The following is a 17234-nucleotide window of genomic DNA, read 5'->3' as shown; positions in this document are numbered from 1 at the left end:
TTATGCAAGCTTCAAATCCAAATATAAAAATCCAGCAAGAACTTGTAAACAGCATTATTCATGGCTTCGGAATTATTTTTGGTATTGTAGGGGTTCCTATCCTGATAGCTTTAGCCATAAAAAGTGATAATACGCCAGGAGTTATCGGCGCAGCGATTTATGGCTTTTGCTTTTTACAACTTTTTACGTCGTCCACACTCTATCATGGCTTTCAACATGCCGAAGCAAAACGAGTTTTACAGATTCTTGACCACATCAGTATTTATTTTTTAATAGCTGGTACGTATACTCCATTTCTATTGATTTACATGAACAATACTTTTGGTATAACATTGTTGACTGTACTTTGGAGCCTGACCGCAGTGGGAATTATTTTTAAAATATTCTTTACGGGAAAATGGAATGTTATTTCTACACTCGCTTACATCGCGATGGGATGTATTATGGTGGTTGGAGGGCGTACTTTTTTTGATGCTATTCCAACAGGAGTATTGGCAATGATTCTTATAGGAAGTGTCCTTTATCTTTTGGGTGTTATATTTTACCTTTGGAAAAAATATCCCTATAATCATGCCGTCTGGCATTTCTTTGTTCTAGCGGCAGCGGTTTGTCATTATGTGGCAATTTTAATGGCGGTTTAAAGGTAAATAAAGTAACTCTATAGCTGACTTATTCCATTGTTCAATCTGAACGTTACTTTCCTTCTTTTATTGATGAGCACGATGTAATGATATGAAAGAAGAAACTTGGAGCGTTGGAATTATTATTACAATGATTACTTGAATGTGCGCTAATCTCTAAGATAAATCGTTAACATATAAAACTTTACTCGAGAGATTTAAGGGGGGACAGTAGTAAAAATTAAGTATTTGATTTTTCCGTTGTTAGTTTTATGGATAAAATAAATTTTTATTTCATTTTAAACATGCCCAAATTTTAAAAGAAAATAGCCGCTCCATATTTGTAACGGCTATTATCTTTTGTTTGAACCAATTTTAAACTGGCATTTCCATGAGTTCGTTATGGGGTCGTTCATAAGTAGTACAAGACTCACATCTAGAACGATCGGTTATGAGACGTACACCTCTTTTATGAGTGAAATAACTCCACATCCATGTCATAAAAACTCCAATTTTATTTCTGAATCCAATCAAGGAGAGTACGTGGATAAATGACCATAGGAACCAAGCAAAAAAGCCGCTGAACTCTAAACCATTAATATCCGCGACCGCCTTTGCACGGCCAATGGTAGCCATGGTTCCCTTGTCTATATAAACAAACTTAGCCTCGGATCTTCTTTCGCTTTTAGCAAGTAGTTTACCCACAAATTTGCCCTGTTGTGTAGCAACAGGAGCCAAGGCTGGCAATGGTATTCCATCTTTGTTTTCGCTATGTGCTGAATCTCCAATAATAAAAATATCAGGATATTTTGGAATGCTTAAATCTGATCCAACAAGTACACGACCAGAGTGATCCTGTTCCACTTTCAATGAATCTAAGAGAGGAGATGCCTTGATTCCAGCAGCCCAAATAATATTTGGGGTTTCTATCAATCCAACTTGAAGATGGACTTTATTCTTTTCAATATGGGTTACTGGCGTGTTCAATAAAACCTTTACACCCATTTTCTCTAGCATTTTCTTTGCTTTCTTTCCTAAAGATTCAGGAAAGGCGTTTAGAATTCGTGGGCCGGCTTCAATTAAGTAGATCTTGGCATCTTCCGGTTTAATGGTATGATAGCCATGCTTTGCCCCATTACCGGCAACTTCTGCAATGGCTCCTGCCATCTCAACACCTGTTGGGCCTCCGCCGATAATTACGTAGGTCAGAAGCGACTTTCTTCTATTGGAATCGTCTAATTGTTCGGCCTCTTCCATGGACATTAGAAGTTGCTCCCTAACTTTTAAGGCATCACTAACTGATTTCATTCCAGGGGCGAATTCTGCCCATTCTTCGTGACCAAAGTAATTGTATTGAGCACCGGTGGCCATTACCAGTTGATCAAAAGGGATAGAATGACCATTGTTTAAATATATAGTTTTTACTTTAGGATCAATTTTTTTCACCTCCCCCAAAATCACTTTTATATTAGGATCTTCATTCACGATGGCGCGAATGGGAGCAGCGATATCACCTGGAGACAGTTCCGCTGTAGCGACTTGGTATAAAAGTGGCTGAAATAGATGATGGTTTAGTCTGTCAATAATAGTAATATCAACATCTGCGTTTTTTAATGCTTTTGCAGTGGCTATTCCACCGAAACCACCACCTATAATTACGATATGTTTACGTTCGGATTTTATTTTGTCTTTTTTCATCGGGCTATGATTTTATTTGGGTTTCATTCATGAAATGAATGTTGTATCATTCTATAGTACAAAGATACATATATTCTAATAGAAGACAAATTTGTCTTCTATTAAAACAGCATTTTTTAGGGAAAGATATTACTTGTTCTTTATTTCGGGTTTTTAAGGAAGGCAATACCAGTGCTTAGGTTATCAGCCAAGCTTCGAATGGTAGTGTTTTTGAAGGAATGGTATATCTCATCGCGGTTCTTTGCATATTGGAAATGCATAGGGCAGGGGTGGGAATCAGAACATTGATGTAGACCAAAGATACAATCGGTAAACACGCCCATTCCATCAATGGTACGGACCACTTCAATAATTGGAGAATCAAGTTGAATTTCGTCACAATAAAATCCACCATAAGGTCCTTTGAGAGAAGTAACGATCTTATTTTTATTTAAGGTCTGTAAGATCTTTCCTGTAAAAGCGACAGGAGCCTCAATCTCTTCAGCAATTTCTTTAATGCTGACCTTGATGTTTTCTCTGGCTTTGGAAGCAATGAAAACGGTGGCACGGATGGCGTATTTGCAGGATTTTGAAATCATACTGTTATAGATTTGAAAGAATGCAATTAAGATTTCTTATCCTACAAATATACATAAAAGATGGACTTGTCTTTTGTAGCTATTAAATGATATCTTAATCAGACGTAATTATGGTTTAAAAACTAGGTTGATGGTAACTTAATTCTCCTTTATATCAGCGGAATCTATCAATGCCAAAATAAAGGTTTTTAAGGCGCAGTTCAGGGGTTTCAGACATGTAGAATTCCTTCTATTATAGATTAACGACAATTTTTGCATAATCTTAAAATTACACAACTTTTCGATTTGATCCATAAAATGATTGAAGACTACAGTGATAATAAGGATTACTGCATTTGAGGATCTAGGCATAGAGAATATCGGCACAAAATTCAGAAATGAGTTCGCTGGGGATAAGGATGTGGCCGATGCTTGGCAAATAGATTTTTACTTTTCAAACCCTTGTTGCTCTTGGAAATGTGTTGCAAATGAAAATTTCAGCGGTTTGATAAGGCAGTATTTTCCGAAGAAAACAGATTTTTCTTCTATTATGGATAAACGAGTTCCAGATATTATGGAAAAACTGAATAATGGACCGAGAAAAGATTTAGTTTTGAACACCATTGAAGTCGTGGTAAAACTTTTGCTTAACACAGAAGCTGCGTTTTTTTTATAGTAGTGGGACATAAAATGAGAATAGGTTTATTAGTCTTAAGTTTATTTAAAACTATATACTTTTGAGCATGCCGTTTTAGCTTCTAAAAATTTTTGACACGAATTTCACGAATTTCCACAAATTCGCTCGTTTCCTGACAATACTGGCGTAAGTTATTTACTCTAAATTTCACGAATTCAACCGACTTTCAGTCTGTTTTAAAAAACCTATGGCCATTTAGTCCATAGTGATTTAGTTATAATTGAATATTGCTAATTTTCAACTTTAGTATCATGCTTAAATAAATTAATATTATGAAACTAAACTTATTGTCTTGTGATGCCCCGAGACCTGATAGAAGAGCTATATCCAAATGTATTGTAGAGATTTCATTAAACATTAATGAATCCTTATCGAATGAACTTACAGATATACTTTTAGAGGGAGATGCTGTAGCTATCGAGGTGGAAGATAAAGACACGGGCTCTGCTTTAAGAGCTTTGCGAAAACTGTCTATTGACTACGAAATTATAGAATAAAACAAATTATCACTTTCGAATAATTTAGAATTTTAAAAACAGCTGCAAATGATTTACAGATTTATATTATTTTTAATACTAAACTTTGCTTCTATCGGACTTGGACGTTTACTAGGAGGGGAAGGTCCAAGGTCTGAATGGTATGTTGGGATTAACACGGCTCCTTGGACTCCCCCAGGATTAGTCATTGGCATATGTTGGACTCTATTACTGATTTGTTTCAGTATTTATCTGTCATATTTGTGGCCTTTGGTGGAAAATAAAAAACTCCTTCTTGGCCTATTAATAGTGTATTATATATTGAGCCTTGCCTGGAACCCTATATTCTTTCAATACCAACAAGTTTTAGCAGGATTTTTTCTTATAACTGCGCTTTCTGTGGTTGTCGGGTTCTTCATGTTTTTTTACTGGTCAAATGTGAAGCTTAAATCGCTTTTAGTGGTTCCCTATTTTCTTTGGTTAATCTTTGCCACATCCCTAAATGCTTATATTCTAATAAAAAACTAATAGCGTTACCCATTTAAGTGGTATTAATTTTGATTTTATGAAACGTCATTGATTTATGATTGAAACAACGTTCAATAATTTTAATCAAAATTAATTTTCTATGATTTTTTCCGTTAAATCTAAAGAAATATTCTTCTAAGTATTTCTAACATTCAACACAGACTTTCCGCGCTGGAAGACTGTTTTTATGCTTTTTTACAGTGGCGTGTTTATTTGAGCGGAAGGGTTTGTATTTAACCAATCTTATGGCATTTAAAATTACAAAGAGCACACTCAATTCGTGAATTAACATACCGGAAGCCAAGTTCACGTTTTTTGTAAGTACACCAGCCAATAATAAAGCGACCGTACCTACAGCAAAAAACATGTTTTGTTTCATATTGCGCACCGTAGCTTTAGAAAGTTTTAATGCATGAACCAATTTGTCGAGGTTATCCGCCATCAAAACAACATCTGCTGTTTCCATAGCTATATCAGTGCCTGCAACGCCCATTGCAATCCCAACATCGGCTGAAGCAATTGCAGGGGCATCATTTACGCCATCCCCGAGCATCGCGAGATGTATTCCTTTTCCCATACACGCTTTAACCTTTTGGGCCTTGTCTTCGGGAAGCAGTTCACCGTAAATACTATCCATCCCTAATTGCTCACCAACGATATGGGCTGTATGGTTATTATCACCCGTAAGCATTACCAAATGTTCAATACCTTCACGTTTAAGTTGCGCAATGGTTTCTTTCGCTTTTTCTCTTATGGTATCAGCAATAGAAATAATTCCAATAACTTTTTTATCATTAGTAATAAAGACAGCGGTATTCCCAGCTTTCTCTTGTTCTGTGGCATAGAATTCTACTTCTTTCTCAATATGGAGTTTATTCTGAAAAAGTCCTTTTCTATTTCCGATATAAAGCAGTTTTCCAGAGAGGTTTACTTCAATTCCGCGGCCTTTTAAGACAGTTACTTCAGTAGGTTTATTTAGAAGGTTTAATCCTTTTCTCTCAGCTTCTTTTACAATTGCTCTTCCTAAATGATGTTCTGAGATCACTTCTGCTTCTGCAGCCATTAATAGCAATTCGTTTTCGCTCAAGCCAAATCCCTTAATAGCGGTAACCGCAGGCTTCCCATTTGTTAGGGTACCGGTCTTATCAAACACAATGGCATTTAGTTTAGCGAGATTTTCCATGACCTCTCCGCCCTTGATCAAAATTCCATTGCGGGCAGCATTTCCAATTCCTGCAACAATAGAAACCGGTGCGGAAATAACCAAGGCACCTGGACAGGCGATGACCAAAAAGGTAAGTGATAAATGTACGTCTCTTGTTATGATCCAAACCAGAACGGAAAGAACCATAATACCCGGTGTATAAATGGCTGCGAATTTCTCTAAAAATCGTTGGGTTTTTGCTTTTCCTTCTTGAGCTTCCTCCACCAATTCAATAATCTTGGAGAACGTGGTTTCTTCACCAACCTTCTCTGCAATTACCTCAAGATAGCCGCTATCCAAAATGCTTCCACTAAACACTTGGTCATCTACAACTTTGCTAATGGGTACGGATTCGCCGGTAATTGCTGCCTCATTTACCGAGGCATTACCCGATGCCACACGCCCGTCGATTGGTATTTTCTGCCCCGTTTGAATAATTACCATATCGTTTTCAACCACGTCTTCCGCCTTTATTACCAAGCGTTTGCCATTGCGCAATACGGTGGCTTCTTGCGGTGCCATATCCATTAGAGATTTAATGGAAGCACGGGCTTTCTCCAAAGACCGTCCTTCTAAAAATGCCCCAAATAGAAATAAGAACGTTACAGCGGCCGATTCCATATATTCTCCAATGATCAATGCTCCAATTACTGCTATCGTAACCAAGAGATCAATACTGAACATTTTTAAACGAGCGGCTTTCCAAGCTTTTAGGAAAGTAGGATACCCCGCTAAAAGTGTGGCAATAATTAAAAATCTATTTAACACGGATTGGTTCCAATTGAATAAATAACTCATTAAGGCAGCTAAGAGCAAGATTCCTGCTGCATACATAATTCTGTTAATTTCTTTAGCTTTCATGGCTTATTGTGTTTAATGATAATAATCAGTTAGGCCGATAATATTCACGCTTCTCTTTTGAAAAAAAGATAGAACAAGGATATTTCCGGCCTTAGTATTTTTTAATTTATGATAAAACTGGATATCCAACTTTTTCTATGAGTTCCTTCAATCGATCGGAAGTCACTTCATCGCTATCATACTGTATCTTTACTTTACTGGAGTTAAAAAGTACTTTTGCTTCTTCCACCCCTTGTTCTTTGTTGAGAACGCCTTCTATTTTTTGACTACAGCTAGGGCAGGTAAGGGTCTCCAACTGAAATTTTACGGTTTTTATTTCTTTTATAGTTTTCATTTTTTTTGTTATTATTTGTTAATTATTTTCCGTCATCGTCATCGTCATCGTCATCGTCATCGTCATCATCATCCGTCATCGGTCATCTGTCATCCATTCTCCATCATCCGTCATCGAACTAAGTTTTCTTAATGTCCTGCATGTCCACCTCCCGAATGTGAAATAGGGGCGTGTATTAAATTTTCTAATGCTTCAAGCGTGTGCGTGTATTGTACGTAGGCCTCAACATAGTCTCTTCCTAGTTTTACGGATTGGTCTTTGGTTTTACTGAGTTTGGCTACCTTGGCATATCGCTTTCTTAATACTTGTTCCAAATGATTGGTTACAGTGGTTATTACTTCTTCCACACTATTTTTCGCTATTGAATTGTCGGCCATTGCTACCAATTTCGTCATTGATCCTGCAGGTTTTAAGCCGGTATATGGTTCGCCTTCGGTTTCTCTGTGCAAACGCACAAGGTTTTCCAAAAAATGTTTTTCAACAATCGCATAGACTTCCGTATCGCCTGATTTTAATTTGTAGGTCTTTTTAAACATGGATATGATTTCCTTTTCCTGCTGAGGTTCGATCCATTTCAAAACTAGTTCGACATTATTTTGATCTAAGGCTTTTAAAGCATCTTTAATGACGGGGCCGTCGTAGGAATCGCAATGTGCGTATCCAGAAATGCCGATAAACATAAATGCTAGTGCCAGTAAAACGGTAGACATCTTGGATTTAATTGTGCGGGCTTTTGTTCTTTCTTGAGTTTTCATAATACATCTGTTTTGAATTAATAATCAGTTTTTATTCTCTGTGTACAAATGTATTGATCATCTCCCTGCTGAGCGACCTGCATTGTAATTTGGCACCCATTATGGGCAAAGTAGACGTCCCAGTTTATAAACTGGGTCTTAAAACGTAGAAAAAATGGGATTTAGGCGGAAGGAAGGGAATCTCGGAATTCACTAGGAGTAATCCCGGTCAAATTCTTGAACACGCGATTAAAAGCAGATTTGGAATTGAACCCACTTTCAAACGCAATTCCTAGCAAGGAATAATTTTGAAAATTCTTATCTTGGATCTTTCTTTTTACTTCGTCCACTCGAAAGTGATTGATGAAATCAGAAAAATCGCTGCCGTGCATTTCATTGATAACTTGCGAAAGATGGTGCGAAGGTACATTTAGATTTTCTGCCAACTTTGGTAAGCTTAAATCGGGATCTAAATATGGTTTTTTAAGTTCCATATAACGGCCAACTTGATGGTAACATTTTTGCAATTCGGTACCTTCTAACCTTGAAGTACCATACTTCGTTTTATTTTCATCGCTTAGTGCTTTGGGTTCTTCTAATGAAAAACTGATAAACACTTCCTTTTGTTTTAATCCAAAATATCCTATCAAGATAATAAATACTGAAAGAGACAGAAATAGTCCATTTGTACAAAAAGCCATTGAAAACAAATTGAAAATGTGATGGATTACGGCGATAACGATTAAAGCGGTCCAAACAATTCCAAAAATCAGAATCAGTTTACCCAGCCAGTCGAAGTTCACTTCTTTAGAAGAAATATGACGGGAAGAATTCCTGCTTTGGTTAAACTTTTTATAGGCCATGAGAAAATACACAGGTCCTGAAATCGCGGTTATAATGAGGAAGAAAAGAAATAGCAAAGGCGTTTCTGCTTCATGGGAAACATGGTCCACTCTTATTCCCTTTACATATTCGGGGAAATTGGAAGCGATAAGCAAGTATGCTATAAATGCTACGAACGGTATAAAATGCCAAATCTTTTTAATGCGAAAGTGCTTGCGTCCTGATGTAAGTGCGGAGACATATAAGTATAAGAAAGGTCCATGCAATAAAAATAGAGCGATAATTCCACTGGATAAGAATGGCGCATTAGGGAAAAAGTCAATGGTTAAAGCATAAGTGGCCGTGGCAATTCCCATATATAAAAGCCAAAAAATCAAGATGCGATCATGAAGTAATTTTGATCTTTTATGAAGCAATAAAGCAAGAAAGAAAAATGCATTAAATGAAGCTATGAAAAATAGATAGGTCATCGTCTTATCGTTGCTATTATATGATTTCTGAAGAATTATTGGTCTCTTGCAAAACAGACTTCATTTTAATCAAAACTATGATAATTTATCTAAATATCTCTGTTATTTCAGCAGCTTCTTTATCCATTTAATAAATTTTGTTTTTAGAAAATTGAATAATAAAAAGTTTTTTGATTTGGATTACGGCGATTTTCTGTGTTTTAAAAATGAGGGTAGCTAAATAAATGAACACACAATACTACAATCATTTTGGAATATTCGCAGAGAGATATCTCTTGTTTTTCTTGTATTCCTTTTTATAAAATGGTAAATTACAAGAACACTTAAAAAAGTAAAAATCATGGATATTGTAAAAACAATTGTAGAGTTTTTTAAACAACCCGAAGAAGAAACTGTTAATGAAGCGCCAGAAGGTGTTTGTAATTTATGTTGGGGTTTTCAGGAATACGATGGTAAAATAAGAGATTTATATAAGGATAAACAAGTTGACGTCAACAATCACAAAGATTCATATATGCTTGTGCAAGGTTTCGTTAAGAAACATATTGATGGGTATCATATTAAAGACGGCATCGTTCACGTGTGTCCAAATTGCCAAGAACTGGAAGAAGGAAAGGACAGAATCGAAAAATATGATCTCGAAGAGGCGCAGAAGTAAGGATGTCATTTCAGAAATGTCGGCTAGTTGAAATTTACTCTCAAAATACCCGATAAAATTTAATCTTTTAATTTTATATGGATTGACTGCTTAAGGATAATATCAGTTATTATTTTTCTGAAGCGATCTCTATATAAATTTGTTCGTATGCATCTACCATCCTAAGATGAGAGCAAAAGTTCTCGGCCCTTTCACGACAGTTGACACGATCCAATGTATTTAGGCCTGCGATTGCCCTGACAAATGTTTCAGGTTTGTTTATATCGAATAGAATACCACAGTCGTCTGTAATAATTTCGCTTGCTGCGCCTATATCATTCGCGATAACTGGTGTTCCAGAAGCAAGCGCTTCTGCTATAACCATCCCATACGGCTCCTGCCAGATACTTGAAAATAAAAACGCTTTGGACTGCGCGTATAATTGATTGACCTGTTTCTGGTTTAAATGACCCAAGTATTCACAATGATCATATTTTTCAAGTCTTGGAGTAATGAATTCCTCAAAATAACTCCGGTCGGAAATCGGTCCAGCAATTTTAAGGTTCAAATTATTAACATGACATAAATCCATGATTTCCATGAGTCCTTTTTCTTTACATATCCGTCCACACCATGAGAAATAATCTTCTTTTGGAGCGTAGATTTCCCATGCATTTAGATCAATACCATTATATACAGTGCGAACATTTAGTAAATGTTTTTGAAAGTCAACCTTTAAGTGGTTACTAACGGTTGTGAAAATTTGATTTGGCCGATTTTTTATTGCATTTATAGCCACATAAATGTTATCAAATATCGGACAGTGAAACGAAGTTACGAAAGGTATGTCAATCACGCTACCCAACACAATGGCATGATGACTGATAGAGTGATTGTGAATGACATCAAAATTAATTGCCAAAAAAGTATTGATGGAACTATAAAATTCCCCGAATTTATTCAATTCAGAATCTACCGGATCATCATTTAGATTTTGATCCAATTCCGTATAAAAAACCATTTCGCCGCTTAGTTGAGATCCGCGATTGCAAAGGGTGTAAACCTCATAATCACGCTTAACCAATTCATTTACCAACAAAGAGGTAAACATCTCTAAACCGCCTTGAAAAGGTTCGAAAATGGGATGATCATTGTGGGCAATAATACCAATTTTCATAACATCAAAATATTTTAAAAAATTAAAAATTTTTCTTTCGGGCAAGGTAATTAGTCAATTCTTCATCAAATTTTTTAAAAATCGCTTTTCAAAAATTTGGTTTAGTTTAAGTTTTAGTCGCTAACCAAGAATCCTTAACCCCTTTTTAAAGAAGTTAGTAAGATGAGTAGCTTTCAGGGTTTCATAGATGTTTTTCTTTAGAAGTGTTTTCGAAACCTTATTCATATTAACTCCACACCAGCTCTAACTTGTTTTTTGAGTTGCTCGTTTTTTTTTTAAACAGATCAGAATATCTCATTCAGTTTTATTTTTTTTCTCATGTAATATTGTTTTTTCAATATTTGCTTTTATGTTTTCTTTTTTCATTTCCACTCGAATTAACCTAAATAGGCTCATATAAACATTTGCAATCCAGACGAGCGAAAAACCTCCAATAATATATCCTCGCCAGTCCGGAAATAACAAATGGAACTGAGTCATAATTACAAACGCGAGAGTCACGTAATGACTAAAACAATATTCGCAGGTAAAAACATAAAAGAATTTGCGCTGCAACAGGGTTTTACAGGATTCAGATTTTCGAGTACAGATATCTCTAGGCTCTTTAAATAATTCTTCTTGCGTTATGGTCCAAGATATACACGCTATGGGAATTGCTAGTAAAAAAAGATGAGCCACTTGTTCTGATACTTGCATCGAGTTGGAAATTAAAGTAGTAAAAGCGTTTTGTTTATCCCGCTTATAAGTCATATAAAATTAAGAAACATATTGATGTTCTTACAGAAAAAGTGGACGATTTTTTATTGTTGGTGGACTTTTAGAAGGATTAATATGAAAGAGTTCGATTCTTGATAATATAACTTCTCATTTGCGTTTTTCAGACAACGAAACTTGTGCACCGTTCTTACACTTTACTCTTTTTCAAGTTAGGACTTACTTAAGAAATTTGGTGTTTTAATAAATAAAATAACAAGAGAAGGATGCGTATTGAGTTCAAATTTTTATTTAAAGAATTAAATCAGCCTTTGAAAAAATCATAATTTTACATTTCAAACGCTGTTAAAGATCAAAGAATTTTCTCAAAATGTCAAGTTTCTATTTTTCCATAAAGGTAGCAGTCGGATCCAATGCCGGGATGTAGTCGTAATACATAATGATAGTAGGGAATTTGTCCGACAATGGATACTTGAAAATGTCCAAGTATAATTAAAAAGTAAGTTATGGATTTGGTTGAAGATAATGAAATAGAAGAAAAATATAAAAATTTTATAGTTAAACAAAAGCATCCTTGTATCATGGCAAATGCGGTTTTTGCAATGAACAAATATCATTTGAAGATTTATGGTAAATTATCGTCAGCTGAAAATACGGCGTCCGTTCTTAAGGATATAGAAGCCTACATTGAACATTATGATTTTGATTCCAATGAATTTGAATCCCTTATATTCTGTTTTAAATATGAGAATATTCAAACTGAAGAAGAATTTGAGGAAAAGCTTTGGCAGTTTTTACAGAGACTTCACGATAATGATACTACAGCATGGGATCCTCGCGTAAGTGAAGACCCGAATAATTCAAAATTTAGTTTCAGTTTAAAAGGCAGAGCTTTTTATATTGTGGGAATGCATCCCAAAAGTTCTAGGCTTGCAAGGCGTGCACCTTACTGTACGATAGTATTAAACTTACATTGGCAATTTGAGAAATTAAGGGAAATGGGGACTTATCAGACCATTAAAAAAAGAATCAGACAACGGGATAAAAGGTTTCAGGGTACCATAAATCCTGTTTTGCGCGATTTCGGTAAAGACACGGAGGCTAAACAGTACAGTGGACGTGCAGTTGAAAATAACTGGAAATGTCCATTTCATCAAAAAACTTTGGAATCATGAATTATACACACACAATACCACCACAAACTGGTGCAGCTTTTGAACTGAAAAAAGGAAATACACTGACTGTTCTAGATCCCCGTGGTCAACAGGTAAGCGACATGGTTCTTTTTAATAAACATGATTTAAAGGAGAAAATATCTTCCGGTAAGACCATGGACTTTGAAGAAAGTATTCTCCTGAGCACAGGTAATTTTCTCTGGAGTAATCGGTCAAACAAAATGATGGAAATCAAGGCAGATACAAACGGTCGCAATGATTTTCTTTTAGCACCCTGCAGTCCAGAAACATTTCAAATTATGTATAACGAATCTGGATACCATCCGAGTTGTTTAGAAAATTTGCACCTCAATTTGAAATCTTTTGGGATTGAAATCGATGATATTCCTACCGCATTCAATATTTTCATGAACGTCCAGTTTGATGAAAAAGGTAGATTAAAAGTTTTGCCGCCGACTTCAAAACCTGGAGATCTGGTAAGATTTACTGCTGAAATGGATCTCATTGTCGGGCTTACCGCCTGTTCAGCAGAAGATTCAAATGGTGGAACTTTCAAACCAATTCATTATGTAATTACTGAGGGAGATGGTTTTTAGTTCGAGTAAATTATATAAAATTATCTATTCCCAATTTGCTAGACGGTCTCTTGGAATTATAATATTGCGTTCTGAATAAAATTGTAAGAGAAACTGCTCTGTACTTTATAATCAAAGTACGGAATAACTCCTTTTATTATCGACGTGATGTAAGCAATCGATATTTTACGAAAAAGTTCATTAATTTATCTCATTGTCATAATTTTGAGCAAATAAATTTCTTAGTTCTATTTGTTCAAATATTTTTCCAGTCCCGTCACGCCATTGCTTCCAGAATTTTTTATAGCAATCTTAAGCTCGTTTATTGTAATGTTCCGTTTTTTTGACCATTATTCAACTTCATAGGTTTCGCTCGAGCTTATCTTTGAACGATCTCTATAGTCTTTTTTGTCTTTGTTATCTGTCAAGATTTTAAATATTAGTTATATTAAATATTATTAAAAATGTACTTCCAATTTTCAAAAAGTCAAACTAGATTTTAGATCTGAAGAATAAATCGAATATATTTCAAGAGTTTTCTTTCAAAAACTTTAAATCGGTTTGTTTTCTCAATTTATAATTGAGAGTTTGCGTTTTCAAGGGCAGCCTCCATATTGATGCCCTTTTTTAAAGTTCCCTGAAAAATATCTCCTTGGTCTCTAATTCTGGCAATCGAATTTTTTATTGTAAAATCTTGCATTGTCAATCCTTTCTTAACTTCATCCCAATGCAATGGCATAGAGACTGTTGCCCCTATTTTAGGTCGTAAGGAATAGGGGGCGGCGATAGTAGCTCCGGGTCGATTTTGAAGATAATCGAGATACATTTTACCATCTCTATTTTTAATATAGCGTTCCAAACTAGTAAATTCTGAGAGTCGCTTTTGTACAATACTGACAATTAATTTAGCGAACATTTGAGACTCATCATAAGAATGTTTTCCTCCCAAAGGAATATAAATATGGATCCCCGTTGAACCAGATGTTTTAGCGAATCCCTGAATTTTCATTTCATCCAGTACTTTTTTAATTTCTTGCGCTGCTATGATAACTTGATCGAAAGTTGTTTGATCGGCAGGATCCAAATCAATGACACAATAATCTGGATTATCCGGATTATGGATTGTGCTTAACCAAGGGTTCATCTCAATGCAACCTAATGAAGCCGCCCACAACAGAGTATCTTCATTATTACCCACCAGAAACTCTTTCTTCTCACCGTCACTTGTACTGTATGGATAAGTCACTGCCCAGTCCGGAGCCTTTCCCTTTACATCTTTCTGATAAAAACTCTTACCGTGTATGCCGCCAGGAAATCGGTTTAGAGATAGTGGCCTATCCTTCAAATAGGGGAGGATATATTCTGCGACCTGATAGTAGTAATTGAACATATCTCGCTTAGTATAACCGTCCTCGGGCCAATAGATTTTACTGAGTTTCGTGAACTTTAAATCGTGTTTATTTATTTTCTTAACTTGCGTTTCCTCAGTAGGATTTAGTAAAGTTTTCCTATTCTTATCAGCAGGAGATTTTATTATTTTGTTCTTTTTCTTAGAAGGATTGTCTTTTTCGTCTTTTACAACTTTTGATGTGTCTGTTGCGGTTTCGCGTACCACTTCAGATGCTTTTTTGTCTGAACGCAATCCTTGAAATGATGGATGGCGGAAAACACCATCTTCTGTAACTTCCGTAAAACTCACTTCACAGACCAAAGAAGGTTTAAGCCAAATGACTTCTGCATTGGGAGGGTTTGGTCTGAATCGCGAAGGTTTGTTTACGTCGGGCGTTGTAGAAAAAGGAATTTTCGAGGTAATTAATGGTTTAAAAGTTTCGAGCATCTCCTTTTGTAGTTTGACGGAAAATCCAGTACCTACTTTCCCGACATATTGTAAATGCTTTTTTTCGTATACTCCTAAAAGCAAAGAACTGAAAGGTTTAGGAGAGCCCGCATTTTTCGTATATCCACCTATAACAACTTCCTGTCTTAAATTTACTTTTACTTTTAACCATTCCTTCGAACGACTACCTTCAAAATATTTTCCGCTCATACGTTTTGCCATGATACCTTCGAGTTGCATCTCCTTGGCAGTTTCAAAAAACTCGATGCCGTTGGTTATAAATGCCTCACTGTTACGAACATGGTCATCTTCCGTTGGCAGAATATCTTTTAAAATCGCCTGACGCTCTGACAAAGGTAGATCCATTGTATTTTTGCCGTTGAACCATAAAAGATCAAAAACGTAATAAACCAAATTTCCATCTGCTTCACTTCGCCAATTCTGCAAAGCACTAAAATTTGCCTTGCCGTCTTTTCCAATTACAACTATTTCGCCATCTAATACGGCATCCAGCTTCCATTGTTCCATAGCAGATGCAATGGGATAATATTTTTCGGTAAAGGATTTATTGTTTCTTGACGATAACCTTACCTTTCCTTTATTGACGTACCCCAGCGTACGAAAACCATCCCATTTAACTTCATAGCTCCAATCCGGATCATCAAAGGGTTCGTTTACTAATGTGGCAAGCATCGGTTTAATCGCATGGGGAAATTTAGCTTTCTTAGCCTTTTTTAAAATACTATCGATATCCATCGCTGAACTGTCTGCATTTTCGTCCTTGTCTTCCTGTTTTTTTGAGGTTTGTTTAGAGGGCTTTTCTTTTTTGGATTTCGTTTCATCCTCTTTTTTGTCTTTACCAAGGATGTTAGAACTCGTTTTTGCAACTTGCTCAATGGTTTTTTTAGAAACCACAGATTTGTCTTTTTTAGTTATATCTTCCTTTGATGCATATTTGTCTTTCAATTTCATCAAAAGCCATTCGTTCTCTCCACGGCCATGAACTTTTACAAGTGCAAATTCACCTTTTAATTTCTTGCCTTTTAATATAAATTTTAATTTGCCTCCTTCAAGTTCCTTTAACAGATGCTTGTCTTTCTCGTTTTTAGTTTCTCCGTCAAAATCAACAGGTTCATAGGTGCCTTCATCCCAAACAATGACAGTTCCTCCACCGTATTCGCCTTGGGGAATAATTCCTTCAAAGCTGCGATAGTCATAGGGATGATCCTCAACCATTATTGCAAGACGCTTTATTTGTGGATCAGTTGATGGACCTTTCGGCACTGCCCAACTTTTGAGCACACCTTCCATTTCCAATCGGAAATCATAATGTAAATGAGAGGCATCATGTTTTTGGATTACAAAATTCAGGATCTGTTTATCGCTTTTGCCACCAAAAGGTTCTGGAGTTACCTTTGGATCTCTTTTCTTGTTATATTTATCTAAAGCCATAATAATCTCTATTGTTATTTTGATATTCTTAGTTCAAACTTAGTTTTCTGTACATCTACTATAATAACCGCACACTTCCATTATCTCTTTCTTAATTTTAACGCCTCTACTAAACCCAGACCTATACATAGAGAATAAAAGTTACAGATTTAATCAATCGCCATATCTGAACGCTAAGGGCAGAGGTTCAATAACGACGAAATTAGATTTTATAATATCTGAGCTAATTTTAATATTGGTTTCTCAACCTCTTCGATTTTAAATTCTATTACACGGTCCACGCATTAACTGATATTTTTAAATACGGTGTGCATATTGTTGTAAGTATTAGCTATGTTATTAACAAAATGTGTGTTATGACAACTAAATTAAACGCAATACTATGCTGAGGAGAACTTTTTCAAATTAAAAAGTAACACAATAAATATAATTTTAAACGTGTTTTTAAGGGTAACGAATGGATAATGAAATAAATATAATTCGACTAAAATGAAACTATTAAGGTTCTATTTAGATTATGGACTACCTAATAAAAATGGGACTAATTTTTTAGGCCGCATTTTTGATAATGTGTTTTAATTTAAGTTCCATTTCAAGTGGTGTTAAATAATCCAAGCTTGAATGGATTCTTTTTGTATTATACCA

At 35.6% G+C, this 17234-nt stretch carries 16 protein-coding genes; 7 read left to right on the top strand and 9 right to left on the bottom strand.

What is annotated here, in order from left to right:
- The first annotated feature begins 2 nt into the window (after nt 1-2).
- Nucleotides 3-641 carry a PAQR family membrane homeostasis protein TrhA gene (trhA, locus tag ESZ48_RS18165; RefSeq protein ID WP_129018926.1) on the top strand — a complete coding sequence of 213 codons (639 nt, stop codon included), beginning with the start codon at nt 3-5 and terminating at the stop codon, nt 639-641.
- Between the two features lie 354 nt (nt 642-995).
- On the opposite strand, the gene ESZ48_RS18160 is transcribed toward trhA, so the two are convergent.
- A complete protein-coding gene (locus ESZ48_RS18160) occupies nt 996-2318 on the bottom strand; it encodes an NAD(P)/FAD-dependent oxidoreductase (protein ID WP_190246301.1) in 1323 nt (440 codons plus the stop codon).
- A gap of 140 nt (nt 2319-2458) precedes the next feature.
- A complete protein-coding gene (locus ESZ48_RS18155) occupies nt 2459-2896 on the bottom strand; it encodes an RrF2 family transcriptional regulator (protein ID WP_129018925.1) in 438 nt (145 codons plus the stop codon).
- Nucleotides 2897-3197: 301 nt separating this feature from the next.
- Between ESZ48_RS18155 and ESZ48_RS18145 the strand changes: the two genes are divergently transcribed.
- From ESZ48_RS18145 to ESZ48_RS19820, 3 genes are all read left to right on the top strand, one after another.
- Nucleotides 3198-3551: an IS30 family transposase gene (locus ESZ48_RS18145; protein ID WP_129018924.1), complete on the top strand. Its 354-nt coding sequence runs from the start codon at nt 3198-3200 to the stop codon at nt 3549-3551.
- Between the two features lie 293 nt (nt 3552-3844).
- Complete coding sequence (locus tag ESZ48_RS18140) at nt 3845-4069, top strand: hypothetical protein (RefSeq protein WP_129018923.1); 225 nt, start codon at nt 3845-3847, stop codon at nt 4067-4069.
- Nucleotides 4070-4117: 48 nt separating this feature from the next.
- The gene (locus ESZ48_RS19820; protein WP_129018922.1) at nt 4118-4576 is read left to right on the top strand and encodes a TspO/MBR family protein; all 459 of its coding nucleotides are present in this window, start codon (nt 4118-4120) and stop codon (nt 4574-4576) included.
- Between the two features lie 145 nt (nt 4577-4721).
- Here ESZ48_RS19820 and ESZ48_RS18130 read toward each other — a convergent pair whose 3' ends face one another.
- The 4 genes from ESZ48_RS18130 to ESZ48_RS18115 form a co-directional block, all read right to left on the bottom strand.
- Nucleotides 4722-6641 carry a heavy metal translocating P-type ATPase gene (locus ESZ48_RS18130; protein ID WP_129018921.1) on the bottom strand — a complete coding sequence of 640 codons (1920 nt, stop codon included), beginning with the start codon at nt 6639-6641 and terminating at the stop codon, nt 4722-4724.
- A gap of 106 nt (nt 6642-6747) precedes the next feature.
- Nucleotides 6748-6975 carry a heavy-metal-associated domain-containing protein gene (locus tag ESZ48_RS18125; protein ID WP_129018920.1) on the bottom strand — a complete coding sequence of 76 codons (228 nt, stop codon included), beginning with the start codon at nt 6973-6975 and terminating at the stop codon, nt 6748-6750.
- Nucleotides 6976-7103: 128 nt separating this feature from the next.
- Nucleotides 7104-7730, bottom strand: a complete 627-nt coding sequence (locus tag ESZ48_RS18120; protein ID WP_129018919.1) for a DUF6448 family protein — start codon at nt 7728-7730, stop codon at nt 7104-7106.
- A 161-nt stretch (nt 7731-7891) separates the two neighbouring features.
- Nucleotides 7892-9022 carry a helix-turn-helix domain-containing protein gene (locus tag ESZ48_RS18115; RefSeq protein ID WP_129018918.1) on the bottom strand — a complete coding sequence of 377 codons (1131 nt, stop codon included), beginning with the start codon at nt 9020-9022 and terminating at the stop codon, nt 7892-7894.
- A gap of 340 nt (nt 9023-9362) precedes the next feature.
- On the opposite strand from ESZ48_RS18115, the gene ESZ48_RS18110 reads away from it, so the two are divergent.
- Entirely contained in the window at nt 9363-9680 is a 318-nt protein-coding gene (locus ESZ48_RS18110) for a hypothetical protein (protein ID WP_129018917.1), read from the top strand.
- 109 nt (nt 9681-9789) lie between these two features.
- Here the strand turns inward: ESZ48_RS18110 and ESZ48_RS18105 are convergent, their stop codons facing one another.
- A complete protein-coding gene (locus ESZ48_RS18105; RefSeq protein ID WP_129018916.1) occupies nt 9790-10836 on the bottom strand; it encodes a glycosyltransferase in 1047 nt (348 codons plus the stop codon).
- A gap of 294 nt (nt 10837-11130) precedes the next feature.
- A complete protein-coding gene (locus ESZ48_RS18100; protein ID WP_129018915.1) occupies nt 11131-11532 on the bottom strand; it encodes a hypothetical protein in 402 nt (133 codons plus the stop codon).
- Between the two features lie 524 nt (nt 11533-12056).
- Between ESZ48_RS18100 and gntA the strand changes: the two genes are divergently transcribed.
- Complete coding sequence (gene gntA, locus ESZ48_RS18095; protein ID WP_129018914.1) at nt 12057-12725, top strand: guanitoxin biosynthesis heme-dependent pre-guanitoxin N-hydroxylase GntA; 669 nt, start codon at nt 12057-12059, stop codon at nt 12723-12725.
- Nucleotides 12722-13321, top strand: coding sequence for a DUF1989 domain-containing protein (locus tag ESZ48_RS18090; RefSeq protein WP_129018913.1), 600 nt, complete (start codon nt 12722-12724; stop codon nt 13319-13321). The genes gntA and ESZ48_RS18090 overlap by 4 nt, the downstream gene beginning before the upstream one ends.
- Before the next feature lie 553 nt (nt 13322-13874).
- Here the strand turns inward: ESZ48_RS18090 and ligD are convergent.
- Nucleotides 13875-16589: a DNA ligase D gene (gene ligD / locus ESZ48_RS18085; protein ID WP_129018912.1), complete on the bottom strand. Its 2715-nt coding sequence runs from the start codon at nt 16587-16589 to the stop codon at nt 13875-13877.
- Nucleotides 16590-17234 lie beyond the last annotated feature (645 nt).

The sequence above is a fragment of the Gelidibacter gilvus genome (genome assembly GCF_004115975.1).
Taxonomy (GTDB): domain Bacteria; phylum Bacteroidota; class Bacteroidia; order Flavobacteriales; family Flavobacteriaceae; genus Gelidibacter; species Gelidibacter gilvus.
The sequence above is the reverse complement of the archived record's forward strand: the minus strand, read 5'-3'. Positions and strand labels throughout refer to the sequence as shown.